The sequence below is a fragment of the Paenibacillus cellulositrophicus genome (assembly GCF_009363095.1).
Taxonomy (GTDB): domain Bacteria; phylum Bacillota; class Bacilli; order Paenibacillales; family Paenibacillaceae; genus Paenibacillus_AQ; species Paenibacillus_AQ favisporus.
Map to the genome: position 1 here is coordinate 5,217,056 of NZ_CP045295.1, position 25,475 is coordinate 5,242,530.

Annotated in this window: 25 protein-coding genes; 15 read left to right on the top strand and 10 right to left on the bottom strand. The window is 54.0% G+C overall.

Annotated elements, in window-relative coordinates; translation table 11 throughout:
- Nucleotides 1-19: 19 nt before the first annotated feature.
- Both GCU45_RS23830 and GCU45_RS23835 read right to left on the bottom strand, forming a co-directional pair.
- Nucleotides 20-466, bottom strand: a complete 447-nt coding sequence (locus GCU45_RS23830) for a GNAT family N-acetyltransferase (RefSeq protein WP_152401001.1) — start codon at nucleotides 464-466, stop codon at nucleotides 20-22.
- A 197-nt stretch (nucleotides 467-663) separates the two neighbouring features.
- On the bottom strand, nucleotides 664-1,242 hold the full coding sequence (locus GCU45_RS23835) for a TetR/AcrR family transcriptional regulator (RefSeq protein ID WP_152401003.1): 579 nt from the start codon (nucleotides 1,240-1,242) through the stop codon (nucleotides 664-666).
- 185 nt (nucleotides 1,243-1,427) lie between these two features.
- Here GCU45_RS23835 and lpdA point away from each other — a divergent pair, with 185 nt between their 5' ends.
- Entirely contained in the window at nucleotides 1,428-2,816 is a 1,389-nt protein-coding gene (gene lpdA, locus GCU45_RS23840; RefSeq protein WP_152401005.1) for a dihydrolipoyl dehydrogenase, read from the top strand.
- 89 nt (nucleotides 2,817-2,905) lie between these two features.
- On the opposite strand, the gene GCU45_RS23845 is transcribed toward lpdA, so the two are convergent.
- Nucleotides 2,906-3,403: a MarR family winged helix-turn-helix transcriptional regulator gene (locus GCU45_RS23845; RefSeq protein ID WP_152401006.1), complete on the bottom strand. Its 498-nt coding sequence runs from the start codon at nucleotides 3,401-3,403 to the stop codon at nucleotides 2,906-2,908.
- 247 nt (nucleotides 3,404-3,650) lie between these two features.
- Nucleotides 3,651-4,793, bottom strand: coding sequence for a family 8 glycosyl hydrolase (locus GCU45_RS23850; RefSeq protein WP_152401007.1), 1,143 nt, complete (start codon nucleotides 4,791-4,793; stop codon nucleotides 3,651-3,653).
- Nucleotides 4,794-5,098: 305 nt separating this feature from the next.
- Between GCU45_RS23850 and GCU45_RS23855 the strand changes: the two genes are divergently transcribed.
- The 5 genes from GCU45_RS23855 to gdhA all read left to right on the top strand — a co-directional run bounded on the left by GCU45_RS23855 (nucleotide 5,099) and on the right by gdhA (nucleotide 9,755).
- Nucleotides 5,099-5,677 (top strand): TetR/AcrR family transcriptional regulator, encoded by a 579-nt coding sequence (locus tag GCU45_RS23855; RefSeq protein WP_152401008.1) that lies wholly within the window; start codon nucleotides 5,099-5,101, stop codon nucleotides 5,675-5,677.
- 125 nt (nucleotides 5,678-5,802) lie between these two features.
- Nucleotides 5,803-6,357, top strand: a complete 555-nt coding sequence (locus tag GCU45_RS23860) for an NAD(P)H-dependent oxidoreductase (RefSeq protein ID WP_152401009.1) — start codon at nucleotides 5,803-5,805, stop codon at nucleotides 6,355-6,357.
- Between the two features lie 54 nt (nucleotides 6,358-6,411).
- Nucleotides 6,412-7,125: an SDR family oxidoreductase gene (locus GCU45_RS23865; protein ID WP_152401010.1), complete on the top strand. Its 714-nt coding sequence runs from the start codon at nucleotides 6,412-6,414 to the stop codon at nucleotides 7,123-7,125.
- Nucleotides 7,126-7,256: 131 nt separating this feature from the next.
- Nucleotides 7,257-8,240 (top strand): diaminopimelate dehydrogenase, encoded by a 984-nt coding sequence (locus GCU45_RS23870; RefSeq protein ID WP_145947017.1) that lies wholly within the window; start codon nucleotides 7,257-7,259, stop codon nucleotides 8,238-8,240.
- Nucleotides 8,241-8,390: 150 nt separating this feature from the next.
- Nucleotides 8,391-9,755 carry an NADP-specific glutamate dehydrogenase gene (gene gdhA / locus GCU45_RS23875; protein WP_425281304.1) on the top strand — a complete coding sequence of 455 codons (1,365 nt, stop codon included), beginning with the start codon at nucleotides 8,391-8,393 and terminating at the stop codon, nucleotides 9,753-9,755.
- A gap of 190 nt (nucleotides 9,756-9,945) precedes the next feature.
- Here gdhA and GCU45_RS23880 read toward each other — a convergent pair whose 3' ends face one another.
- The gene (locus GCU45_RS23880; RefSeq protein ID WP_152401011.1) at nucleotides 9,946-11,202 is read right to left on the bottom strand and encodes a cytochrome P450 family protein; all 1,257 of its coding nucleotides are present in this window, start codon (nucleotides 11,200-11,202) and stop codon (nucleotides 9,946-9,948) included.
- A gap of 242 nt (nucleotides 11,203-11,444) precedes the next feature.
- Between GCU45_RS23880 and GCU45_RS23885 the strand changes: the two genes are divergently transcribed.
- Together GCU45_RS23885 and GCU45_RS23890 are read left to right on the top strand one after the other, a co-directional pair.
- Complete coding sequence (locus GCU45_RS23885) at nucleotides 11,445-12,062, top strand: TetR family transcriptional regulator (protein WP_152401012.1); 618 nt, start codon at nucleotides 11,445-11,447, stop codon at nucleotides 12,060-12,062.
- Nucleotides 12,063-12,137: 75 nt separating this feature from the next.
- A complete protein-coding gene (locus GCU45_RS23890; protein WP_208837064.1) occupies nucleotides 12,138-12,281 on the top strand; it encodes a hypothetical protein in 144 nt (47 codons plus the stop codon).
- A gap of 180 nt (nucleotides 12,282-12,461) precedes the next feature.
- On the opposite strand, the gene GCU45_RS23895 is transcribed toward GCU45_RS23890, so the two are convergent.
- Together GCU45_RS23895 and GCU45_RS23900 are read right to left on the bottom strand one after the other, a co-directional pair.
- Nucleotides 12,462-13,439, bottom strand: coding sequence for an aldo/keto reductase (locus GCU45_RS23895; RefSeq protein ID WP_076170434.1), 978 nt, complete (start codon nucleotides 13,437-13,439; stop codon nucleotides 12,462-12,464).
- A gap of 181 nt (nucleotides 13,440-13,620) precedes the next feature.
- Nucleotides 13,621-14,238 (bottom strand): LysE/ArgO family amino acid transporter, encoded by a 618-nt coding sequence (locus GCU45_RS23900; protein ID WP_152401013.1) that lies wholly within the window; start codon nucleotides 14,236-14,238, stop codon nucleotides 13,621-13,623.
- A gap of 126 nt (nucleotides 14,239-14,364) precedes the next feature.
- Between GCU45_RS23900 and GCU45_RS23905 the strand changes: the two genes are divergently transcribed.
- The 3 genes from GCU45_RS23905 to GCU45_RS23915 all read left to right on the top strand — a co-directional run bounded on the left by GCU45_RS23905 (nucleotide 14,365) and on the right by GCU45_RS23915 (nucleotide 17,289).
- A complete protein-coding gene (locus GCU45_RS23905) occupies nucleotides 14,365-15,813 on the top strand; it encodes an aminotransferase-like domain-containing protein (RefSeq protein ID WP_152401014.1) in 1,449 nt (482 codons plus the stop codon).
- Between the two features lie 161 nt (nucleotides 15,814-15,974).
- The gene (locus GCU45_RS23910; protein WP_152401015.1) at nucleotides 15,975-16,814 is read left to right on the top strand and encodes an alpha/beta fold hydrolase; all 840 of its coding nucleotides are present in this window, start codon (nucleotides 15,975-15,977) and stop codon (nucleotides 16,812-16,814) included.
- A gap of 1 nt (nucleotide 16,815) precedes the next feature.
- Complete coding sequence (locus tag GCU45_RS23915) at nucleotides 16,816-17,289, top strand: PAS domain S-box protein (RefSeq protein WP_152401017.1); 474 nt, start codon at nucleotides 16,816-16,818, stop codon at nucleotides 17,287-17,289.
- A 55-nt stretch (nucleotides 17,290-17,344) separates the two neighbouring features.
- On the opposite strand, the gene shc is transcribed toward GCU45_RS23915, so the two are convergent.
- Both shc and GCU45_RS23925 read right to left on the bottom strand, forming a co-directional pair.
- The gene (gene shc / locus GCU45_RS23920) at nucleotides 17,345-19,273 is read right to left on the bottom strand and encodes a squalene--hopene cyclase (protein WP_152401020.1); all 1,929 of its coding nucleotides are present in this window, start codon (nucleotides 19,271-19,273) and stop codon (nucleotides 17,345-17,347) included.
- Nucleotides 19,274-19,350: 77 nt separating this feature from the next.
- A complete protein-coding gene (locus GCU45_RS23925; RefSeq protein WP_152401023.1) occupies nucleotides 19,351-20,262 on the bottom strand; it encodes an alpha/beta hydrolase in 912 nt (303 codons plus the stop codon).
- A gap of 137 nt (nucleotides 20,263-20,399) precedes the next feature.
- Here GCU45_RS23925 and GCU45_RS23930 point away from each other — a divergent pair, with 137 nt between their 5' ends.
- From GCU45_RS23930 to GCU45_RS23945, 4 genes are all read left to right on the top strand, one after another.
- The gene (locus tag GCU45_RS23930) at nucleotides 20,400-21,251 is read left to right on the top strand and encodes a helix-turn-helix transcriptional regulator (RefSeq protein ID WP_152401025.1); all 852 of its coding nucleotides are present in this window, start codon (nucleotides 20,400-20,402) and stop codon (nucleotides 21,249-21,251) included.
- A 130-nt stretch (nucleotides 21,252-21,381) separates the two neighbouring features.
- Nucleotides 21,382-22,611, top strand: coding sequence for an MFS transporter (locus tag GCU45_RS23935; RefSeq protein WP_152401027.1), 1,230 nt, complete (start codon nucleotides 21,382-21,384; stop codon nucleotides 22,609-22,611).
- Between the two features lie 17 nt (nucleotides 22,612-22,628).
- On the top strand, nucleotides 22,629-23,621 hold the full coding sequence (locus GCU45_RS23940; RefSeq protein WP_152401030.1) for a quinone oxidoreductase family protein: 993 nt from the start codon (nucleotides 22,629-22,631) through the stop codon (nucleotides 23,619-23,621).
- Between the two features lie 121 nt (nucleotides 23,622-23,742).
- A complete protein-coding gene (locus tag GCU45_RS23945) occupies nucleotides 23,743-24,198 on the top strand; it encodes an SRPBCC domain-containing protein (RefSeq protein ID WP_152401031.1) in 456 nt (151 codons plus the stop codon).
- Between the two features lie 138 nt (nucleotides 24,199-24,336).
- Here the strand turns inward: GCU45_RS23945 and GCU45_RS23950 are convergent, their stop codons facing one another.
- Nucleotides 24,337-25,320 carry a glycoside hydrolase family 43 protein gene (locus tag GCU45_RS23950; RefSeq protein WP_152401033.1) on the bottom strand — a complete coding sequence of 328 codons (984 nt, stop codon included), beginning with the start codon at nucleotides 25,318-25,320 and terminating at the stop codon, nucleotides 24,337-24,339.
- Nucleotides 25,321-25,475 lie beyond the last annotated feature (155 nt).

Genomic DNA, 25,475 nt, shown 5'->3' on the forward strand with positions numbered 1-25,475 from the left:
TACATCCCTCCCTTATTCGTTATTTAGGTTGATTTGTCAGTTGTTTGACCATGAGGATATGAGGTATGCCATCTTCCATAAATTCCTCCGAAGAAGTTTGATACCCAAGTTTCTTATAGAACCCTTCCGCCTGACTTTGCCCGTGCAATTTAACCTGCTGTACCCCTTTGTCTTTAGCGATTTCTTCTAACGATGCAATGATCCTTCTCCCGATTCCAAATTTGCGGTAAGGCTGCAGGATGCAAATCCGCTCCAGCTTTCCGGATCCTTCGTGAATTCGTACCCGCCCCGTTCCTACGGGCTGCTCATCATAATAGGCGATGATGTGCTCACATGGTCCACCCAAAGTATCAAACTCATCGAATTCATCATGCAGCGGCACGCCCTGTTCCTCAACAAATACGTTCCTCCGGATAGCAAATGCAGCCTCTAACTCTTCAGGCAGATTAATTCTTTGGGTTTTCAATCGTTTTCGTCCCTTTCATGATGTATTCAATGATCGTTATTCAAATTATGGGATGAATTATGTTGTAAATGCAATAAAAATAAATCTCTGCGGTTGAAAACACCAACGAGGAGCAAAAAAGCCCCAAATAACGGGGCTTGAAAAAATCATATTGGTTGGTCTGAGGACAAAAATGCTGTGACCATCTCAAGCTCAATTTAGCTCTGTGCGCTTGTCTTGATAAGATCTTTGGCATGCTGCCTTCCTGTCGATAATAGACTGTCACTCAGCTCGGCATCACTAACGGAACGCGCCAGTACAATCGTGCCAACCATAAGGCTCAGCAAAGCTTGGCCTGTCATTGGATCGACTTCTGCCAGGTCGGAGATAAAATCAATCATACGCTGCAGCTCCTCGGTAAAGACTTGGCGCACCTCTTCGGACATTCGGGATACTTCAGCGGAAAGGGCGGGAAGAATGCAGCCCACATCGATTTGGTCGCGATGCTGCGGACTCAAATAAAAATGAATGACCGCGTGGATTTTGGGCGCTTCCTTTTCCTGGTCCGCCGCCTTCTGCAGCAGGGCAATGGTCTCGCTGATCGCAAAGCGGCAAGTTTCAGCGACCAATTGCTCTTTATTGTCAAAATGTGAATAGAACCCCCCGTGCGTCAGACCGGCACCTTTCATAATAAAGGGAACGCTGATGCCCTGTACTCCGCTGGCTCGAATTGCTTTGGCTGCACTTTCAATAATACGGCCGCGAACCTTTAATTTGTGACCTTCCGGATAAGGCAAAGCAATCACTCCTACTGGCAAAATACGCATTTTAAAATATTATAGGTATCATAATAAAACCTGTCAATTTCACTCGGTCCAATCGTTAGGTTTTGCGGCAAATGAGCAGAGAATATTGACTGTTCTAAAATATGATGATTATAATATATTACGTTCATCATATTTTATTTCGGAGGTGCAAAGTTATGAATGACCTTAAATCGGTAGACACCCTGGTAATAGGATCGGGTCCAGGAGGTTATGTGGCGGCGCTTCGGTCAGCACAGCTTGGAATGACAACGGCTGTCGTTGAGCGCGGCCGGATCGGTGGAGTGTGCACCAACATAGGCTGCATTCCTTCCAAAGCGTTGATTGGGGAAGCGCATCGCTTCAAGCAGCGTAAGCAATGGAATCAGGCAGTTGCTGCTGCTGCTTCCTTTGAGGATGCTCAGGCCTTCAAACAAGCCGTCGTGAACAAGCAAGCCGGTGGAGTTCAATATTTGTTAAAGACGGCCGGAGTATCGGTTCTTGAAGGAGAGGCCCGCTTAATCGACGAGCACACCGCTTCCATTCATCAAGCGGGAGCCGAACAAAGGATTTCTTTTAAACACGCCATCTTAGCAACCGGTTCTCGTCCAATTGAGCTTGCGGCTTTGCCCTACGGCGGACGTATTATGTCTTCCACGGAAGCGTTGTCCCTTTCACAAATTCCATCGACCCTGGTCGTAATCGGCGGCGGTTATATCGGCGTTGAACTGGGGCAAATGTATGCCAAATTCGGAACAAAAGTTACGATTCTGGAGGGAGGAGGACAGGTGCTGCCCGGATTTGAGGCGGACCTTGTGGCTCCGGTTGTACGGCAGTTAAAAGAAGACGGTGTAACTATCATTACGGAGGCTATAGCCGTCCATGCAGAACAGGATGCGGACGGGCTGACGCTCCGCTATATGTGTCAAGATGAGCAGCGTACTGTTAGAGCAGAATATGCGCTGGTCACTGTCGGAAGAAGACCGAATACGGACGGCGGATTAGGGCTCGAGAACATCGGCTTGCAGACAACGGGCAGGGGGCTGATCGAAACGGACGCTCAGTGCAGAACGGCAGTTCCGCATATATTTGCGATCGGTGATATTACGGAAGGTCCGGCTCTGGCCCATAAAGCTTCTTACGAAGCTAAAGTCGCGGCAGAAGCTATCGCCAGCAAACCTTCTATCGTGGATTACAGAGCCATTCCGCTTGTTGTATTTTCCGAACCTGAATTGGCCAGCGTTGGTCTGACAGAGACAGCATGCAAGGAGCAAGGCATCCCGGTTATCGTGGGCAAGTCCTCCTTTAGTATTAATGGCAGAGCTTTGGCGCTGAAAGAAGAGCCAGGATTTGTGAAAATCATTGCGGATCAAGCGTCGGGGATCGTTAGAGGAGCGCAAATCGTAGGCATAGAGGCGTCAACCCTCATATCGGAGCTTGCCTTGGCGATCGAGATGGGGGCGACCGTAGAGGATCTGGCGATGACGATTCATCCCCATCCTACGTTAGGGGAAGTCATTATGGAGGCGGCCGAGAACGCGGTGAGAAAAATGAGGATTGTAAAATAAATAATGAGAATGGCAAAATAAATTCGGACTTTTGCCCAAAAGAAAAGCCATTTGCGTGAGCAAACGGCTTTCACGACGGCGATTCATACTCAGCTCATCCTGTCTTTCTCGTTCTTCATCTTATTCATCTCGGTTAAAGTCATCTCATTGCACTGCCGAATGAAGTTCAAAATCAGCTGCAGTTCCTGCTCCGTATACTGCGAGATGATCTCGAGCGTCGACTGCATGATCGATTGGAACAAGGGAGAGATGGATGCCGAGCCTTCCGGCACCGGTTTGACGACGACACGTCTGCGATCGTTCGGATCCTTATCCCGGATGACATAACCCGCTTGTTCGAGCCGGTCGATGACACTGGTCACAGCACCGGTTGTAAGCCCGGTTAACTGGGCCAGCTGGCCGGCCGTGACAGGTCCGGCTTGATTCAAGTAATCCAGGCATTTGTGGTCGGTGGCGTTCAAACCCAATCGTTCCGAAATGAGCTGATGGAACATCACGGCACGGGTGCTGTTCTGGCGCAGCTCGTGCACCATTTCCTGCTGTAAGGAAGCGAGTTCGGGTGACACGCGGTCCTTTTCTTTTGACATCTTGATTCCTCCGCGTATGCGACTTATGTCTTTTCTCGTTAAGATAAACATTATATTAAGATGATTTGCCGATCAAGACTTATTTACTCTGCATAGTGACATTAAGGCGTCTACTTTGACCCAATCCACGAAAAGGACGGGTTTTACGCAATGTGAAGGAGGATTAAAGATCAGCAGCGGAGGAACTGCAATTAAACAGAAAGAAAACCCTTGATAAACAAGGGTTTTCTGGTTTCTCTCTGCATGTTTAATAAATACGATATTTTCCGCTTAGCCCGAGGAGGCTAAAGAAATAAAGGCAGTTGTCGTAATATCGGCGAATGCCGGTTCTAAGCGGCGTGCTCCAGAAGTTGTGAACAAAGGGGAGCGCATCTTCACCGTCGGCGGCCAGCGATGCCATCGCGTTGGTAGCCAACAGCCCAATGGGGTGCAAGGCAGGCTCTTCGAAAGGGCTCCCGCCGATGCGGTATCTTCGGTATTCGGAAGGCTCGATCTCCCGGAAAAACCGCTGAATCCGGTTGGACTGCCCGACCTGCCATGGATCCTGGCGGAACCATTCCCAGTCGAGGGCAATGTTGGCCGCCACCCGGTACGCATCGCTGAAGAAATGGCGGTAATCGCCATGGGGCTGCGGTTCAGCCGGCGTGCCGTCATAATTCGCATACTCCGGAGACAGTCCTGTTTCGGGGTGACAGGCCAGATGCAGATAAGCCCGGCTGGCGACGGCAGCTTCTTTCCAAAAAGTCCGATCCCGTTCGTCGGCACGCTCGGCGAACAGCTCATAGAAATGGGGAAGGTGATAGGATGGATCGCTGAAGGGAGACTCCGGGATGAACTTGATCAGCTTGGTTGCAGGGTCCCACATCGGATCTCCTTCCTGGTCCCGGCCTTTATGGACGCAAGCGCGAAGAATCGTCCTCGCCTGCTCGGAGTAATCGTACGGCGGCAGTCCGTCGCCCCATCGGCTTGAAGCAAAGAACAGGGCCATTGCGAAATATTCTTCCCCGTCAGGAGCGGGTCCAGGAGACAGGCGGGTGCCGTCCGGCTTGCAGTGCCAGGCGAAATAATCCTTGTAGCGTCCTTCCTTATGCTGCATATACGATTTGGAAAAATTCCAGAGCCGGTCGAAGATGTCTTTCTTATCCATCTGAACGGCCATCATCATGCCGTATGACATGCCTTCGGTGCGGACGTCCGAGTTGCCTGTATCCAGAACATATCCTTTATCCTCGCCAAGAGGAAAGTAGATTCGAACCTCAGGTCCACCGTCAAACAGGTCGTTCCACGCCTGGTCAAGCCTGGCGTCGATCTCCTCTGGCGAATAACCCGCTTCCAGGAATACATTCCGATATTGGCCGGTATAAAACGCTCCTTGCATCGTTAGAGCCATAATCAACCTCCAGCTGTTAGTTTAAGCTTATCGTACCATAAGCGGTACTCTAAAAATTAAAGCGTTTACCCTTCAAATTATAGATGTTCGTGTTACGATGTATAAAAATAATACTTTACCGATCGTTCCCGAAATGTTATGCTGAATTCGTAAAGCAGAGGGTTCACATCGTTCAAAGTAGAATGTGCATTCTCAAAATAGGCAAAGCTGTTCTAAGATAAGCGAAGGGAAAGGGAAGCGGAAAGGACAGATTTTCTATACCGATGATTCCCGAAATGATGATATAACGGAAGGAGGTGTTCGGGGTGGCCAGAAGCAAAGAATTTGAGGAAAGCGCCGTTCTCGAGAAAGCGATGAAGCTGTTCTGGGAACAGGGCTATGAGAAAACATCCATGAACGACCTTGTCGAGCATATGGGCATACACCGCAGAAGCCTGTATGATACGTTCACCGATAAGCATACGTTGTTCCTGAGAGCGATCGACCGCTTTGGGGAACGGTTCAACGCCAGAATGTCCGCAGGGGTTAAGCAGTCGGAAACGGCCGAACAAGCGCTGAAGTTTGTTTTCCAATACATGATCCATGGGGATGAAGACGTGCCGCCAGGCTGCATGGTCGTGAACTCGGCCGTGGAATTGGGAATCCGTGATGAAGAGGTGGACGCAAAGGCGACGGAGGCATTTGCCAAGGCCGAGCAGCTGCTGAGGGAAATCGTGTTTTGGGGGCAGCAGAACGGCGAGTTTACAAGGGAATACGGAGCGGAAGAACTGGCGGAGTACCTTCATAACGCTCTGGTGGGAATTCGAGTGATGAAACGGACGTCCCTTCCCCAAGAAAAACTGGAGCGGATCGCAGACGTATCGATACGCTTCGTCAAAAAATAAAAACATATTTTTTTTAATAATAAAAGAATGATCGTTCTCAAAATGACCGTGCTAAAACTTTTTAATGAGCTTAGCATGACGCATTGTTAATAGAACAATCATTCCCGAAAAAGGAGACGATCATTATGAAGACGTTAATTATTGCTGCACATCCCGATTTGCAGGCCTCCCGGATCAACCGGGCCTGGACCGAAACGGCACAAAAGCAAGCAGAGACGACCGTACACCTGCTGTATGAAGCCTATCCGGACAAAAAGATCGACGTCGCACGGGAGCAAAGTCTGCTGGAGAGCCATGACCGCATTATTTTTCAATACCCGCTGTACTGGTACAGCACGCCGCCGCTCCTCAAACAGTGGTTTGATGAGGTTCTCACATACGGCTGGGCTTTCGGTCCTGGAGGGGACCGCATGAAGGGGAAAGAAATCGGTATTGCCATATCGACTTCAGGCACCGCGGCTTCGTATCAACCGGGAGGATACAACCTGTTTACAATCAGGGATATCGCAAAGCCGGTGGAAGCGCTGGCCAACTATGTCAGCGCCCGCTATCTCCCGCCCTTTGTACTGCATAACGCGCATCATGTGACGGATGAGCAGATCGCCGACAGCCAGGCCGCGTATGTCAAGCACTTGGTTGAGGCGCAGCCTGTACGATACGAAGCACTTGAAATCCATTGACCATTTCATAACAATGACCATTTTCTTCAAAACAATAACAGGGAGGAAATAAAGATGAACAACAGCAAAATTGCACTTGTGACGGGGGCCAGCAAAGGAATCGGATTTGAGGTGGCCAAACAATTGGGGCAGCAGGGCATTACGGTATTAACAGCAGCACGGACGAAGGAAGCGGCGGATCAGGCGGCGTCGGAGCTGCGTCAGCAGGGGATCGAAGCGGTCGGCGTTCAGCTGGAGGTGACGAATGAAGCCCATATCGCGGAGCTTGCGAAGTGGATTGAAACGGAATACGGGCGGCTCGATATCCTGGTCAACAATGCAGGCGTTTCGTTGGAAAAGCCCGGATATGAAGGGGATGCTTTCAGAGATACGTTTGAAGTGAACACGTTTGCGCCTTATTTTATTACGGAGGCACTGCTGCCATTGCTGCTGAAGAGTGAGGCGGGGCGGATCGTGAACCAAAGCAGCGCGCTCGGCTCGATTCAATTCATCCTGACGAACGAGCTGGCGCAGCGTATTGCGACTCCGGCCTATTCGGCCTCGAAAGCGGCGCTGAATATGCTGACAGCCTATTGGGCGCAAAAGACCGGCGGGACGAACCTGAAAGTTAACGCGGTGCATCCGGGGCTGGTTAAGACCCGCATGGGCGGTGACAAGGCCGAACTGACGGCCGAAGAAGGCGCGGTAACGGCTGTTCGGCTGGCAACGATACCTGAGGACGGCCCGACCGGCGGATTTTTCTACATGGATGACAAGCTTCCGTGGTAAATACTTCTATATATCGGACAAAGCCCTTGGAGATCAAGGGCTTTTTCTCATTCTTTCGTATTTTCGCTTTGCATATGACATCTCATGTCATATAATCAAAAGGATAATCAGAATAAGTGGAGGGACATAAAATGGCATCGAAAATCAGAATTGGAATTGTAGGCTATGGTAACCTTGGACGAGGCGTCCAGCAATCCATCGCGCAGAACGAAGATATGGAATTGGTGGCGGTATTCACACGGCGTGACCCGTCGCAGATGCCTGCGGAAGCAGGCGTCAAATTTGAGCATGTATCGACGGTGGAACAATATAAAGGATCGATCGATGTCATGATTCTGTGCGGAGGATCCGCAACCGATCTTCCCGAGCAAACACCGGCCATTGCCGCTCTGTTTAACACAGTGGACAGCTTTGATACGCATGCCAAGATTCCTGAGTTTTTTGCAAGCGTGGATGCAGCGGCTAAAAACGGACAAACCGTCAGCGTCATTTCGACCGGCTGGGATCCGGGCCTGTTCTCCATGAACAGACTGCTCGCTGAGTCGATTCTCCCGCAGGGTAAGGAATACACATTCTGGGGTAAAGGCGTCAGCCAGGGCCACTCGGATGCCATTCGCCGCGTTCCGGGCGTCAAAGCAGGAGTGCAGTATACCGTCCCAGTAGAAAGCGTCATCGAACAAATCCGCAGCGGCGAAACGCCAGAACTGGCAACCCGCGAGAAGCACGAACGGATTTGCTATGTCGTTGCTGAAGAGGGTGCGGACCGTGCCGAGATTGAAAAGACGATCGTGGACATGCCTAACTATTTTGCAGACTATGACACAACGGTCCATTTCATTACGGAAGAAGAGCTGAAATCCGAGCACAGCGGGATGCCGCACGGCGGATTTGTGATCCGCAGCGGAGTGACCGGCCAAGGAACGAAGCAAATCGTCGAATTTAGCCTGAAGCTGGAGAGCAACCCGGAATTCACCGCAAGCGTATTGACCGCTTATGCCAGAGCAGCCGTCCGGTTGGCCAAAGAAGGAGCCGTTGGCGCCAAAACGGTATTTGATATCCCGCTCGGTTATCTATCCGCGAAAAGTGATGCGGAGCTGCGCCAGCAATTGCTGTAATTTTGCACCGATAAATGCATTTAATCGACTAAAAAAATATTTTTTATTGGAAAAAACCCCTAAACCTGCATTAGAATTTAGTGAAGCAAAGCGTTATAGTGCAAAAAAATGTGCGAATTGTGCAAAAGGGGTTGGGTTATGAATAGTGTAATGGATACGAAGGGTTTAAATACAGCCGAAAAGTATGTTAACGATGTGTATAATTTAGTCGTTTCCCGGAATCCTTCCGAGGATGAGTTCCACCAGGCCGTTAAGGAAATTTTTGACTCGCTGGTACCTGTTCTTGCAAAACATCCGGAGTACATGGAAGAGGGCATTCTAGAGCGCATAGTCGAACCTGAGCGTCTCATCACATTCCGCGTGCCTTGGGTGGACGATAACAACAAGATTCAGGTCAACCGGGGATTTCGGGTACAATTCAACAGTGCACTCGGTCCATATAAGGGAGGACTCCGGTTCCATCCTTCCGTCAATGCAAGCATCATCAAGTTTTTGGGTTTTGAGCAAATCTTGAAAAACGCATTGACCGGCCAGCCGATCGGCGGAGGCAAGGGCGGCTCCGATTTTGATCCAAAGGGCAAGTCGGACCGGGAAATCATGCGGTTTACCCAAAGCTTCATGACGGAGCTGTATAAGTATATCGGACCCGATGCGGACGTCCCTGCCGGCGACATCGGCGTAGGAGCCCGGGAGATCGGGTACATGTTCGGGCAGTATAAGCGGATCCGGGGCGGCAACGAAGCCGGCGTGCTTACAGGCAAGGGCATCGGATACGGCGGAAGCCTGGCGCGTACGGAAGCGACCGGCTATGGATGCGTGTATTTCGTGGATGAAATGCTGAAAGACAACGATCTGTCCTTTGAGGGAAGCAAAGTCGTCGTATCCGGTTCCGGAAACGTATCCATTTATGCTATGCGCAAAGCGAAAGAGCTCGGTGCTACGGTCGTCGCGTGCAGCGATTCCAACGGCTATATCTATGACGAAAAGGGACTGGACATCGATACGGTTCAGCGCCTGAAAGAAGTAGAGCGGAAACGGATTAAAGAGTACGTCAATGAACATCCGGATGCCGTTTATGTCGAGGGCTGCCGCGACATTTGGACCGTTCCATGCGATATCGCGCTGCCTTGCGCCACGCAAAACGAAATCGACGAGGAATCGGCCGCTCTGCTCGTTAAGAATGGCGTGAAGGCGATCGGTGAGGGAGCAAACATGCCGTCCACTCTTCAGGCGATCGAAATTTTCCAGAAGAACGGTGTCCTGTTTGCACCGGCCAAAGCAGCGAACGCAGGCGGTGTGGCCGTATCCGCGCTGGAAATGGCTCAAAACAGCATGAGAATGTCCTGGAGCTTTGAAGAGGTTGACGCAAAGCTGAATGATATCATGAAAAATATTTATGCGAGCTGCGTTCAGGCAGCCGATGAATACGGATATCATGGCAATCTCGTCGTAGGCGCCAATGCTGCCGGATTCCGGAAAGTAGCGGACGCTATGATTGCACAGGGGATCGTCTAAGTCCTCCCCGCAGTTTGGTAAACCAATCGAAATGAACTCATATCACGATAAAAACCACGGATAAAAGATGGGATGCCCATCCTTTTCCGTGGTTTTCTTTTTTATACGTTACGAACCAATCGGAGTACCGCGGCTTCATCCCGCATATGAAAAAGCCCTTGGGTCCCAAGGGCTTCACATGAATATAGATTTAAAAGGCCACAGGCAGGGCAGCCAGCCCTTGGGAGCTGAGCGTAAAGTTCCAAGGGACCTCATCTCGGGGAATGCTCAGCCGCAGGTTCGGCATGCGCTTCAGCAGCGTAGTAAAGGCGATGTCCCCTTCGATGCGGGCCAGCGGCGCTCCCAGGCACATATGGATGCCGTGGCCAAAGGCGAGATGCCGGTTGATCTGGCGCGTAATGTCCAGCTCTTCGGGCTGGTCGAACTGGCGCTTGTCCCGATTGGCCGATTTCAGCACGGGGATCACGGCATCGCCTTTCTTGATGGACTGCCCGGCGAACACGATGTCCTCCGTGGCAAAGCGGGGTCCGGCAATGGTGGCCGGCCCGTTGAAGCGCAGCAGCTCCTCAACGGCGGAAGGCACCAGGCTCGGCTCGGCCTTGAGCTTCTCCAGCTGCTCCGGATGATCCAGCAGCATCAGGCTGCCGGTGGCGATCAGGTTCGAGGTCGTTTCGTGGCCGGCAAAGATGAGCAGGGTGATCATCGACACGAGTTCGGTTTCCGTTAGCCGGTCCCCTGCCTCTTCGATCGCGATCAGCTGGCTGATGAGGTCGTCCGCAGGCTGCCGACGTTTGGAAGCCACCAGCCGGGCGGTATACTCGCCGAAGGCGCGCATATTCTCTTCAACGCCCGGCTCGCGTCTTCCCAGTCCCAGCCCATGGGCGAGAGCGGCCGACCAGGTATGTATCTGCTCCCGGTCTTCCTGGGGAACGCCCAACATTTCGGAAATGACGTTGATCGGGAGCGGGTAGGCGTAGTCCTTGACGAGGTCCATCTCGCCTTGTGCCTCGACATGGTCCAGCAGTTCGTCGGCGATTTCCTGCACGCGGGGACGAAGGCTCTCCATGTATCGCGGCGAGAACGCCTTGGATACGAGGCTCCGCAGCCGCCGATGGTCCGGGTCATCGACCGTGAGCATGGAGTGTCCGGTGAAAAAGGTGGGAGGTGCGGACGGATCCGTACCGCCGGCCAAGCTCTTTCTGAAATCTTCATTCCCGTCGATCGAAGCGGGGTCCACCGTGAAATGGGCATGGTCTTTGAGCACCTGCATCGCTTCCTCCATCCGGGTGACCATCCACGCTTGACGATCCGGCCCGCCCATCGGAAACGGGATCGGAATGACGGCATTCAATTCTCTCATCTGGGCGAATACAGGGAACGGATTGTCCCCGCTGGCACCGCTGAATAGATTCAGCGCTTCCGGGGCAATGGGATCTGACGGATTCATCAGCAAACCATCCTTTCATAAGCAGAGTATTTTGGCCTTGCCGTAGCAGGACGGAGCTGTCTTTAGGGATGATCGAATGATTGAAATAAGCTGTGATCTCAGGTGGAATCATGAAATGGCCCGTCCCGAAAGGCTTGGGCGTACGTCTTCGCGCTGCTGTGTTCGTATTTTGCATTGTGGATTGCGCTTAAATTTAATATAATGTCACTGAGTGACAAAAGTCAATGAAGGAAGAATTCGAGATGAATCCTAAAGAAAACATACATCCCATAGAAGCGCCGGCAGGTTTAAGGGAGCGAAAGAAGCGTCTGGCCCAGGCGGCGATTGAGGAAGCGGCGCTGCGGCTTTTTCAGCAGAAGGGCTATGAGCAGACCTCGATTCAGGACATTGCCGATGCGGTCACGATGTCGTCGCGCACGTTCTTCCGGTATTATGCATCCAAGGAGGAAGTGCTGTCGGGACCGATCCGCAGCACGCAGCTGGATGGCATCCGATACCTGCTGGAAGCGGAGCCTCCGGCATCACCCCATGCCGCCTTACAGTCGGTCTTCGGTTACCTGGCCAGCCAATACGAGAAGCAGCGCCCGGGTCTTGTGCTCCGGTACCGCATAGCCGGGCAGACGCCCTCTATCGCGTCCTTATTTTTGTATACGCTGATGGAGGCGGAGCCGGCTCTCTGCGATGCGCTGTGCTCGAGGCTCGAAACCGGGGCGGACCGTGATGAAGTCCGGTTTCTGGTGGCCGTCTATATGGCGGCTCTGCGTGTCTCCATCGAGGAATGGCTGGAGCAGGGGGACGATGCGGATCTGGTGAATGTGCTGCATCGCCATATGGACCGGCTTTCATCTATGCCGGATTGAAGTCATACAGGTAAGCGAAAAGATTCCGCGGCTTCAGCGGAATCTTTTTTTGTTGATATAACTGAAAAACGGGGTTTGCCGGTCCGCCAGATTGCCGAGCGCCAGTACACCGTCGTGTATTGGTCGGAGATCGACCGGGGCGGCCATTTCGCCGCCATGGAGGTACCGGATCAGCTTGCCGAAGATCTGCGCTCCTTCTTCCGGCAGTTCAGAGACTAATCAATAAACAGCAAGAACACACCTTGAAGCCTCAAGGTGTGTTCTCTATTGAAGGCATAAGAGCATATAGGATTTTTCTTTTCAGACTGGCGCTTATTTTCAGCACTCGGAACATGTCCGGAAGGCCAAGCGCAACTGAATAGGATGAGTTCGATCAAACAAGCTTTCTTTTACTGCGGGTTACCAAGCGTAAGCCCGAGGGGCCTCTCCGCCGGGACCCGGGAAAATTTCGTCCAGACGCGCCAGCACGTCTTCGCTCAGCTCAACCTCAACAACCCGGAGCGTCTGCTCGAACTGCTCCAGCGTCCGCGGTCCGATGATCGGGGCCGTCATCGCCGGATGCACGAGCGTCCAGGCGAGCGCCACCGTCGCTTCGGATTCGCCCAGCTCCTTGCACAGCTTCGAGAACTGCTCCAGCTGCGGGCGCAGCTTCTCAAGCCGCTCGGTCTGGCGCGCAGTCCGCGATCCTTCCTTCGGGTTCAGGTTGCCGCCAAGCACGCCGCCGTCCAGCGGGCTCCAGGCGATGACGCCGATGCCATGCTCTTCCGCAGCAGGGAGCACTTCAAGCTCCGGCAGCCGGCAGAGCAGGCTGTATTTGTGCTGCTCGGACACAAGGCCGAGCAGGCCGCGCTTCTCCGCTTCGTACTGCGCTTTCACCAGGTCGCGGCCGGCAAAGTTGCTGGCGCCGACGTATCCGATTTTCCCCTGGTTCTGATGAGTTTGGAAAGCGTTCCAGAGCTCATCCCAGGACACGTTCCGGTCCACATGGTGCATTTGATAGAGCTCGATATGGTCCGTCTGCAGCCTGCGGAGTGAGCCTTCCAGGTGGCGGCGGATCTTGTACGCGGAAAGTCCCCCTTGCTCATTGGGATCCACGATAGGATGTTCCATGTTGCCGTATACTTTCGTGGCGAGCACGACTTTTTCCCGTCTTCCGCCGCCTTGGGCGAACCAGCGGCCGATGATTTCCTCGGTCCATCCGCGGTGCTCATTACCGCCGTAGACGTTGGCCGTATCGAAGAAATTGACACCTGCGTCGAGGGCTGCATCCATAATCTTGAAGGCTTCCTTCTCCTCGGTGCTTGGACCAAAATTCATCGTACCGAGGCAGAGACGACTGACCTTTAATCCTGTTTTTCCCAAATAGGTATACTTCACGTTTCAATTTCCTCCTTTTCCTGGTGGATTCGGTAACATTATAATTCTTCTTTCGGTTTCTGGTAAGCACTGAAAAAAAGTATACTAAGTGAATCTCGTGTTACTTGAGCCTGTTTGGACCTTATTTGTACTAACCTGCGTTGACCTCATTGGACCCTCCGGATCCTTCACCTCTTCGTCGTCATCCCCTAAACAGGCTGTAAGCCAAATAAGCAGCCGTAACCCACATAATAACGGCGGACAGCAGGTTCATCCACGATCTGAGCCTGCCTGTCGAATCGAGTTTTCTGGCGGCCCGCCCCGCCGCGGCGAGTCCGGCGAACCATACCCAGGAGACGATGACGCATGCCGCGCCGAACGCCAGCTTTTCCCAGCCGGCATAGTTTAACGAGCTTGTGCCTACCACGCCGACGGTGTCCAGAATCGCATGGGGATTGAGCAGGGATACCGATACGGCAAAAGCGATTTGCTTTCGAGTCGATAAAGACCGGGTGTCCTCTTCGTTATGGACGGTCGGTTTGCTGGTTAACGTGACGTAGCCCATGTACAGCAGGAAAGGAATCCCCAGCCCCAATAGGACCGTTCTGATCCAGGCATATTCGAGCACGACGACGGAAACGCCCATGATCGCCAGGGATATCAGCAGCGTATCGCAAAGGGAGGCGGCAATGACAGCCGGCAGTGCCCGGCTCAAGCGGGTGTGGGCGGCGCCTTGACCGAACACAAACAGGTTTTGAACGCCGAGCGGCAAAATCAGCCCAAAGGCCAATATAAATCCGTTAAATAGGGCGTGTATCATATCATTCCTCCTGTAATGTCCCTATTTTATCGAAGGCGCCACTGCAGGTCTCCATCCAATTGGTTGGTTAAAGACCCAACCAATCTGTTAGAATAAACGAAATCAATCATGATAGGAAGAGGGTCTATGCGTTACGAGGAATGGCATTTGGACAAGTCGTCTCCGGTGCCGCTTCACCGGCAGATTTACGAATATATGCAAGGGAAAATCATGAACGGGGAATGGCCTGTCGGCACGAGAATCCCTCCACAGCGGGAACTGGCTGCCCGGTTTCAAGTGAACCGCAGCACGGTGGTCTATGCGCTCGGAGAGCTTGCGGCCAATGGGCTCATCGAATCCAAGGTTGGACAAGGAACCGTGGTGGTCAACAATACGTGGAATCTGCTTGCGGCTGGTCCGGCTCCCGACTGGAACCGCTACGTCCGGGCAGGGGCTTATCCGCCCAACATCCAGCTGATTCAGCGAATTAACCAGGCCGAGGCCAGGGCGGACATCATCCGGCTTGGAACGGGGGAGCTGTCGCCTGAGCTTCTCCCTGCAGCCCATATGCAGGAAGTCATCGGGAAGGGGAGCGGCGGGCATTTGTCGCTGGGTTATTCCGAGCCGAAAGGAAGCCGGTTTCTCCGGGAAACGCTCAGCGAATATTTACGGTCCAAGGGAATCTCCGCTTCCCCGTCGTCGATTCTGATCGTGTCGGGTGCGCTTCAAGGATTGCAGCTGATATCGGTCGGTCTGCTCCAGCCCGGTTCGACCGTTCTGACGGAAACTCCGTCCTATCTGAACTCGATCCACGTGTTTCAGTCGGCAGGGATCCGGCTCGCCGGCGTTCCGATGGACCTGGAAGGGATTCGTCCGGATGCGGTGGGACCTGCCAAGCGTCAGCATCAGGCGGGGCTGCTTTATACGATCCCGAGCTTCCATAACCCAACCGGACGGGTCATGTCAGGGAAGCGCCGGGAAGAGCTGATGAAGGCTGCGGCCTTGGAGCGGCTGCCGGTAATCGAGGATGACGTATACGGAGATTTGTGGCTGGACGCGCCGCCGCCCCCGCCGCTCAAGTCGGCCGATCCGCAGGGCCTTGTCCTCTATATGGGCAGCATGTCCAAAACGCTTGGCCCGGGACTGCGGATCGGCTGGGTGGCCGGGCCGGAACCGGTCATCGACCGGCTGGCCGACATCAAAATGCAAACCGACTACGGCGCCAGCTCGCTGTCCCAATATGCTGTAGCGGAGTGGCTGAGCACAGGCCGGTACGAGCTGCATCTTGCCGATATCCGGCAGAAGCTGAAGCTGCGCAGAGATTTTGCCCTCTCGATCCTTCAGCAATATTTTCAAGATATGGCAACGTGGGAGATACCCGGAGGCGGGTTTTACATTTGGCTGCGGCTGCATGCTCCCATCCCGGTTCACCAGCTGTTCGAGCAGGCGCTGAAAGAGGGGATCCTCTTAAACCCGGGGCAAATTTATGACCGGCATGACCGGCAGCATCTGCGCTTATCGTATGTATATGCGTCCCTTCACGACCTGGAGCGGGGATTGATTCGACTGGCCGGAATGATTCGAGCGTATAGGTGAGGGTTCACCCTTGCGGTCCTGGATTTTGATTCCATCTTTCGAAAGGAATGGTTAATCTCTTGTCCCGAGGGATGAGTTTAGTAGTATAATGAAGTTTAGTGTCGAACGATCATCTTTCAAATTTAATTGAAAATAACTCTGTGTATACGGGAGGAAGCAACATGGACCATCAACAGATTCTCGTCCGTAACAACGTTCAAGTCACCGGGAGCGGCACGCAGTATTTGATTTTTGCCCATGGGTTCGGCTGCGACCAAAACATGTGGCGTTTTGTCGCACCTGCATTCGAAGATCATTACAAAGTGGTCTTGTTTGATTTTGTCGGATCCGGCAGGTCAGACATTCGGGCGTATAATCCGGTCCGCTACAGCGGTCTGGACGGCTATGCCCAGGATGTGCTGGATATATGCGAGGCTCTGGGGATAAGGGACGCGATTTTCGTAGGTCATTCCGTAGGTGCCATGATCGGCATTCTCGCTTCCATCCGCAGACCCGAATATTTTGAACGGCTGATTCTGCTAGGCCCTTCCGCACGGTATTTAAACGACCTTCCCGATTATATCGGAGGCTTTGAACGCGAGGATTTGCTCGCTCTAATGGATATGATGGACAAAAACTATCAGGGTTGGGCCAGTTATCTGGCCCCTGTCATCATGGGCAATCCCGGTCGTCCCGAGTTGTCCGGCGAGCTCGAGCAGAGCTTCTGCGCAACCGATCCGAAGGTGGCCCGGCGGTTTGCCGAAGCGACGTTTCTCTCGGATTACCGGGATGCGCTTGGAAAGGTAACCGTGCCTTCCTTGATTCTCCAATGCGCCGAGGACGTGATCGCGCCTCTGGAAGCAGGGGCTTATATCCATACTCACATGCCGGGTAGCGAATTTCAGCTCATGGATGCTACCGGCCATTGTCCGCACATGAGCCATCCCGATGAAACGATTCAGCTGATTCAAGCCTACTTGACTTCGGCCAAAGCCGGTCAGACAAGCGAGTCCAAACGGTAGTATGGACGAACGATTGGATCAGGCGCCTTGCGGGTATGTGTCCATGGCCGATAATCGCGTTATCCAGGACGTCAACGCCACGCTGTGCCGCATGCTGGGATATGAGAAACGGGGAATGTGCGGGAGCAGTTTTGAATCGCTGTTGACCCGTTCCAGCCGGATTTTTTTTCAAATCTATTTTCTTCCGCTTATAAAGCTGAACCGGAGCGTCGAGGAGATGTATTTGACGTTTAAAACGAGCAGCGGCGAAGCCCTTCCCGTGCTTCTTAACGCTTCGGCAGTGGAACGGGATGGCGAATGGGTCTACGATTGCATGCTGATGCCCATGCGCCGGCGGATGGAATATGAACAGCAGATCCAGCAAGCCGAGAGCGCTTCAAACCGGGCGCGGGAAGAGCTTGAGCGGACCGAAAACCTTCTCCGGCAGAAACGCGATGAGCTGGAGCGAATACAGGGAACGTCTTCAATGGAATAAGAACAATACTTCATATTTCAGTAAAAACGGTTTGAAAAAAGCCGCCGGACTCTTGTCAGAGATCCGGCGGCTTTGGTGTTTCCGGGGCGGCATGGCCGTATTTGCGCTTGTAATGACTCAGCGTGAGAAGCGGCCAAATGTACCGGTAGCTGTGGTAACGAGAGTAGAAGGTGCCGGGAAGGCCGGCCCCCGTCGGATAGGTCGTCATGCCGCCGTCCTGCTGCAGCAGGGAAGTCAGCCTTTGGACGCCCCGGTCCACGGAAGGCGACGGCTGCTCCTGCACGGCGATGAGCGAGTCCAAAGCCCAGGCCGTTTGCGACGGTGTGCTAGCTCCGAGGGGGACATAGCGCATGATCCGGTCGCTCCGGCAGGATTCGCCCCATCCGCCGTCCGGGTTTTGGATCTGCTCAAGCCAACGGACGCCTTTTTGGATCGCATCATGACTGGCCGGTACACCGGCAGCCGCCAGTCCTGTTAATGCCGCCCAGGTGCCGTAGATGTAGCATACTCCCCAGCGCCCGTACCACGAGCCGTCCTTTTCCTGGTGCCGGATCAGCCAGTTTGCGCCCCGCCGGATGAACTCATGCCGCTGCGTCAAACCCGCAAAATGGCCGAGATACTCCAGCGTCCGGCCCGTCAGATCCGCCTCGGAGGGATCGATGGCCGCGGACTTGGCCCCTTCGATTGCGAGCCAGGTCAGAATGTGTTTGTCGGTATCCTTCTCGAACGCCGGCCAGCCTCCGTCCCGGTTCTGCATCGACAGCACCCAATTCAGCCCGCGGTTCCATGCTTCCCGGTACAGCGGGTCTGTTTCCGTTAGGCGGGATATCGCGCGCAGCGCCGCCGTTGTGTCATCCACATCCGGGTTGATCGTGTTCGACTCGGAGAATCCCCAGCCTCCGGGAGCCGTATCCGGGTTATGGAGGCTCCAATCGGCCGGTTTGTCCTGCTGCCGGGACAGCAGGTAGGAGGCGGCCTGACGGATGGCCGGATGATTCTCCGCAACCCCGGCCTCCTGCAGGGCATCGGCGATCAGGGCGGTGTCCCAGACGGTGGAGGGCGAATTCTGGATCGTAGTCGTCCCGTCCGCCTGACACTGCAAGGCAGTCAGCCCTCTGACGGCATCGCTAATGACGGGATGCTCCCGCTCATAGCCCAAGGCAAGCAGCGCCAGAACCATCAGAATCGTGCTGCTTGCGTAGCTGTACTGGGTGCCGTCCGGCTCAATTCGATCCAGCATAAACCGCTCGGCCCGTTCCACGGCGGCTTCATGGATGAAACGCGGCGTCCCGATCAGCCTATTCATCCCCTGGCGGAGTTCCGCCTGCAGGTTCTCGTACTCCCGCGGCAGCGGATCATCTTCGTCGGCATCCAGGCGCGGGGAGGCAAGGTCGGAAAGGTCGGGAGCATCCGGCGGAGAAACCGAAAACTTCCGGTCCGCCATGATCAGCAGCGGCGTGAGATGGACCCTGGAATAGCCCGAAAATTCGAAAAAGTTGATCGGAAAATACGAGGGGAACAGCAGCACCTCCAGCGGGATCATGGAGATCGATCGGGGCCAGGGGCGCTGGCCCGTCGCTGCCAGGATCGCCTTGGTCAAAATGCTGTCGACCTTACCGATTCCTCCACGCGAAAGGATATACCGCTTGGCGCGCTGCATATGCTCCTCCTCCGGCCGGCTGTAACCGGAGCAAAGCAGGGCGTAGTAAGCCTCCACCGAAGCGGATAAGCTGCCCTCTTCCTCATCGGGATACAGCCTCCAGCATCCGTCAGGCTGCTGCTCTTTGCAGATCCGGTCGTGAAGCTGCCGGATGAGACCTTCCGGATCCGCCTCCAGAATACGAAAGAGGATGATAACGAAGGCGTCGATGCCGATTCCGTTTTCAAAGCAAAAACGCCAGGATCCGTCAGGCTGCTGCGTCTTCAGGAGATAGGTCGTCAAACGCCCGATCTCCTCATCTACCGTACTTAGCCTATTGCTCATTTTGCCGCTTCCCTTCGTTTGTTGACCATTGATAGCAATATATGTCGGCAGGGAAGGAGAAATGAGAAAGCCGCTGATTATACCAGGGTTTGCAGAAATCTGCGGATATCCTCGTAAACAAGGCGGCCGTCGTCGAACAGGTCGGTCATGGCGTAAAAACCGTGGATCATGCCGGGATAACGCCTGAATGTGACTAAGACCCCGGCCTCCGTAAGCCGTCTGCCATACGCTTCCCCTTCGTCGCGGACCGGATCATACTCGGCCGTGATGATTAGTGTCTGCGGCAGGCCTTCAAGCCGGCCCAGCATCGGCGATGCGAGCGGGTTCGAAAGGTCGGTGCCCTCCTTTAAGTAATGCTTCCTGAAGTAATCCAGCACGTTACGGTTTAGAAAATAGCCTTCGGCAAATCGATCTTCCGATTCATAGCATTGCGAATAATCCGTGAGGGGACAAATTAATATTTGCCCAGCAACATCGACTTGTCCCAAATCGCGCAGCTGTTGGGCAACCACGGCGGCCAGATTTCCACCGGCGCTGTCCCCCGCTAGGGTCAGCTTGGAGGGGGTAAATCCGAGCTCCCCGGCATGATCCGCCACCCACTTGGCGGCGAAGACGGCCTCTGTCGGGGCGACGGGAAAAGGATGTTCAGGAGCCAGCCTGTAATCTACGGATACGACGGCACAACGGGTTACTGCCGCCAGCATGCGGCACATCGGGTCATACTTCTGCACATCGCATATGACGAAGCCTCCGCCGTGATAGAATACGATAACGGGCAGCGCGCCTTCCCGCTCTGGCCGGTAGATCCGCAGCGGCAGATCACCGTAAGGCCCCTCGATGCTCTTATCTTGAACCGATGCCAGCTCGAACGTATCTGAAATGACGGTTCCTGCGGCTATTTTGCGCAGCTCCACAGGATCCAGTGTGTGGGAGGGCGGCAGGGATGCCGTATCCTGTATAAATTTTTCGGCTTGTGCATGCAGTGTCATAGAATTCGTTCCTTTCTTTCCTGATATTTGGTTAGGGGACATCATGGCTTGAAGCGAGATTAACATGCCGTTTATACTGAAGGCAGTAGCAAACGTAACTAGCATAAAAACTACCTGGATAGGAGTGAACTCGACCGATGGAAGCCGGTTTGAACCGAAAAGCGATCGGAGATTTCCTGAAAGCCCGACGAGCGCAGCTGACACCGGAGCAGTTTGGGCTGCCGCAGGGACATACGCGCCGCAGAACGCCAGGACTCCGCCGGGAGGAAGTGGCGCAGCTGGCCGACTTAAGCATTACTTGGTACACGTGGTTAGAGCAGGGCCGGGAAGTATCCGCATCGCCCGAGGTACTGGAACGCCTGTCTTCTGCGCTCCAGCTGAGCCCTACGGAGCGTGAATATTTGTATCTTCTTGCCGGGAGGTATCCTGTACCATCCAGGGATATGTCGGCATACAAGCTGTCGCCCGCCTTTATGAATTTGGTGACGAGCACGCCGTATCCCTTTTTCGTCATCGGACCGGAAAATCGCCTCATCGCCTGGAACGAGCTCGCCTGCGAAATTTTGACGGATTTTTCAGCGATACCTCCCGAGGACATGCAGATGCTCCGCCTTACTTTTATGCACCCCGCATTTCGGACCAAAATTATCAATTGGGAGCACTCAACCAAAATTGCGCTTTCTTTCTACAGGAAGCTGTACGACCGCTCGGCCGGTCAGCCTTGGTATACCCGGCTCATTGAGGAACTGACCACTAGCAGCAAAGAATTTGCCGAATGGTGGCCTCTTCATGAAGTAGCCGAAAAGAACGGCCTGCGAATCGAAGTGAAGCACCCGGCAATGGGGCACCTGCACTTTGAAATCATTACGTTTACCCAAATCAATGATCTTGAAAATCTGATGTGCTGCATCTATATGCCGCTGCCGGAGACACGTACGCCCGAAAAGCTGGAGGCATGGTTGAAGACTCGCCCGGCTGCCCGCATGTAAGCGAATTTTTTCGCCGAAGTGCGGTTTTTTTGCCCTGAATGTTCCTGTTAGTTTTTATACTAGTTAAAAATTTGATCTGGTTCCCTCTGCCTCCTTAACGTAATGTGATTTACCGAAAGGAGGCGTCTGTATGAAACCATCACCTGAAGTTCCCCGGCCTTTATCTTCTCCGTTACGCCCTCTATTGGTGCTTTCCTTGTGCGCATTTGCCATCGGCATGGCTGAATTCGTCATCATGGGCATACTGCCCGACATCGCTTCGGACCTGCAGGTCACGATATCGGATGCCGGGCTGCTCATTTCAGGCTATTCGCTTGGCGTTGCCATTACTGCTCCGCTCATCATGATCTTGACGGGACGTTTGCCCCGGAAAACGCTGCTTCTCCTCCTTATGCTGCTGTTTGTCATCAGCAACGCTTTGGCCGTATCCGCTCAAGACTTCTCCGTGCTGATGACAGCGAGGATCTTGATGTCCTTGACGCACGGCTCGTTTTTCGGCGTGGCGACGGTCATGGCGGCTGAGATGGTGACCGCTGATAAGAGGGCCTGGGCGATATCCGTTCTCGTCAGCGGCTCTTCCATAGCGAACATCGCCGGCGTTCCCTTTGGTACGTGGGTTGGCCATGCCCTTGGCTGGCGTTATACGTTTGCAGCGATTGCCGTCATCGGGGCCGCGGCGCTGGCGGGACTCTTCCGGCTGCTTCCCGACCATCTGAGCACCCGGACTGAACCGCTGAAACGGGAGATCGGCGTTCTGGGCAAACCGGAAGTATTACTCGCGCTGCTGGTGAGTGCTATATGTTTTGGCGGCGTGTTTATGACCTTTACGTACGTAGCTCCGCTGCTGGAGCAGTTGGCCATGTTTGACGGCCGCTCCGTTTCGTGGATTCTGATTTTGTTCGGCATTGGCGTAACCTTTGGGAATGTTGCGGGAGGGAGGTTGGCCGATTGGCGCTTGAGACCTGCGCTGATCGGAATCACCGCGGGGCTCGCAGTATGCCTCTTTGCCTTTACCGTGACGCTGGAAAGCAAGATTTTTGCCGTGGCGGATATTTTTCTTCTGGGGGTGTTCAGCTTCGGCATTCTTCCCTGTCTTACCGTCCTCGTAATGAGCAAGGCAAAGGAAGCGCCAAATCTGGCCACCACCATGAACGTATCTGCGCTGCATATCAGCAACGCAGTGGGGGCCTGGCTGGGAGGAATGGTCATCGACAGCCGGTTTGGGCTTCGAGCAGTACCGCTCTTTTCCGGAGGGGTTACGCTATTGGGATTGACGCTGATCGTCTTCATGATCCTGCTGGAAACGAGGCGCAGAAGGATTAGGCGAAAACAGCAGCAGGCGATTCCAGTGAAAAATTAGGAAGGGGAGTACACCTGATGAAAGCTCTAATCGTAGAACAACCGGGGGAGGCGCTGGCCTTTCACCTGAAAGAATTGGAGGATCCGGCAGCAGCACCGGGCAGATTGACTATCGACGTCGCGTATGCCGGCGTAGGCTTCGTGGATGTGATGCTGGCCAGAGGGGAATTTAACCACGTTCAGCCGCCTTATGTCCCCGGTTTAGAGGTTGCCGGCTATGTACGGGAGATAGGCGAAGGCGTCAAGGGCTTCCGTGTAGGCGAGCCGGTTGCGGCGATGACGCTGTCTGAGATTGGGGGATTTGCTACGGTGGTATCGGTCAGACCCGAACTGACCGTACGGCTTGCAGAACTCGATTCCACTCTGGATCTGGCAGTGGCTGCCGCTTCCATCGTCAATTTGACTACGGCTCTGATCGTGATGAAAGACGTGATCCGCCTGCAGACAGGCGGAAGCCTGCTGGTCCATGCCGCCGCCGGAGGGCTGGGAAGTTTCCTTGGCCAGGTCGCCCGCCGGCTGGGTGCCGGCTTGGTGTTGGGCACAGTTGGGTCGGAAAGTAAAAAGAGCCTCGCCTCCTCCCTTGGGTACGATGAATTATTTATCCGCTCCGGATTCGTCGAAGAGACGATGAGGGCTACTGGCGGCCAAGGCGTTGATGCCGTACTGGATCCCGTAGGAGGTACCATGAGAAGGGCGAGCCTTGACGTCATAAAGCCGTTAGGTCAGCTCGTTGTGCTTGGTAACGCCGGTGGGGAGCCGGATACACTGCAATCGACCCAAGAGTTGTGGTTTAAAAATCTGTCCGTCGCCGGATTTCAGCTGGGTACATACAGCGATGCTAACCCCGAGAGGGCAGGCCAAAGGGCCAATGAAGCGCTGCAAATGCTGGCCAAAGGAGAAGTCCATGCCGACATTCTCGGGATTTACCCGGCACATGAAGCCAATGAAGCGCTTCGTCTTCTGGAGACCGGATCCACGCGCGGGAAGCTGCTGCTTAAGATGGATGAGTGAACATGCGTTTCGTTTAAGCAAAAAAATAGATTGGCTTCAACCAGCCTGCATGCTAAAGTGAAAAAATGGATGAAACGATCCAGCAACACCAGTTCCTATCAAGCAATGGAAGGTGAATGAAATGGCAGTCAATCCATCAAGCAGCAGCTTGACGTACGAAGTCTTGATCGCAGCTCCGCCCGAGCGGGTGTGGGCGGCCATTGCCACATCGGAAGGAACACGCGCCACGTTGTTCGGGTCCAGCATCGAATCGACCTTTGAGCCGGGAGCTCGCGTTGAATTCCGGGGACCGGGGCCGGATGGGGACCGGACGCTTCATGTGTACGGATTCGTGAAGTCGTACGAGCCGAACCGAGAATTTTCGTATGAACAGCATCCCGCTCCGGCTTACAATGAACAGCATGAATCCGTATTTTGTGATATGACTTATCAATTGACGCCGGTGGGGGATCAGACCAAGCTGGAGCTCACCTGTGCATGGTCCGAGGGCAATCCGGGATACGAGCACGCCAAGCAAGAGTATCCGGCCTCGTCCTATATGGACACGATCCGGAATTTTGCCGAAGGGACAGCGTAGACCCTGACGGCAGGGACACCGCCGGCTGATCTGTCTCTCCATTTCGTGATTTCGGGACGGCGCTGCAAATCAAAAAAGGCTTATCTCCATTTGGTGGAGGTAAGCCTTTTCATTTTGCCTCGAGCGTGTCACATGCAATTACTTCCCGTACGGATCGATCGTTTCGATCGTACCGTCTTCGTGGATCGTCAGCTCGGTGAATTTGACGCAGCGTTTGTTGTCCGCGCCGCCTGACAGGGAGCTGTCGTGATAGAACAAATACCATTTATCCTGGAACTGCACGATCGAGTGGTGGGTCGTCCAGCCGATGACCGGCGTCAGGATTTTTCCTTTGTACGTAAAAGGACCCTGCGGGTTCTCGCTCACAGCGTATACGATGTTATGGGTCGTGCCGGTCGAGTAGGACAGATAATACAGTCCGTTATGCTTATGTACCCACGGTCCTTCAAAATATCTCCGTTCCTCGTCTCCTGCCAAAATCGGCTGGCCGTTCTCGTCGAGAATGGAAATTTCGCGTGGCGCCTCCTTGAAGGTCAGCAGGTCGTCGCTCAGCTCGGCCACTCTTGGCCCCAGTGCAGGTTCGTCGGCCGCCGGACCTTCTGCATTCGGATCAAAGGTGCCCGTCTGCCATTTTTCCAACTGGCCGCCCCACAACCCGCCGAAGTACATAAAAGCGATTCCGTCATCATCCATAAGAACGGCCGGGTCAATGCTGAAGCTGCCCGGAATATATTCCGGCTGCGGAGTGAACGGCCCTGCGGGCGAGGAACTGGTGGCTACGCCGATCCGGAAAATGTCATCGTGATCCCGTGCCGGAAAGAAGAGGTAGTACGTATTGTTCTTATAAGCCGCATCCGGAGCCCAGAGCTGCTGCTTGGCCCAAGGGATATCGCGGAGATGCAGCGCCTCGCCGTGGTCCTGGCATGGGGAGTTCGCATCGTCCATGGACAGGATGTGGTAGTCCTCCATATCGTACTGGTCCCCGTTATCGTTGGACGTGTGCTCATGGTCCAGGTCGTGGGAAGGGTAAATATACAATTTGCCTTCAAACACGTGAGCCGAAGGGTCGGCGGTATAGATGTGGGTGACCAAAGGCTCGCGCTGCGTCACAGGCTGAGTCATCTCGTTTCCTCCTTAATCAGTGGTTGGATGGATGCTGCAATAGGTGCTCCTTTCCATTTTAACAAACAAACCGGGTCAAAAACCTACAAGATTTATAGGTCTTTTCCTCAAAATTTTAGGTTTTTAAGAGAATGGATGGTTCCCTTATTGAGACG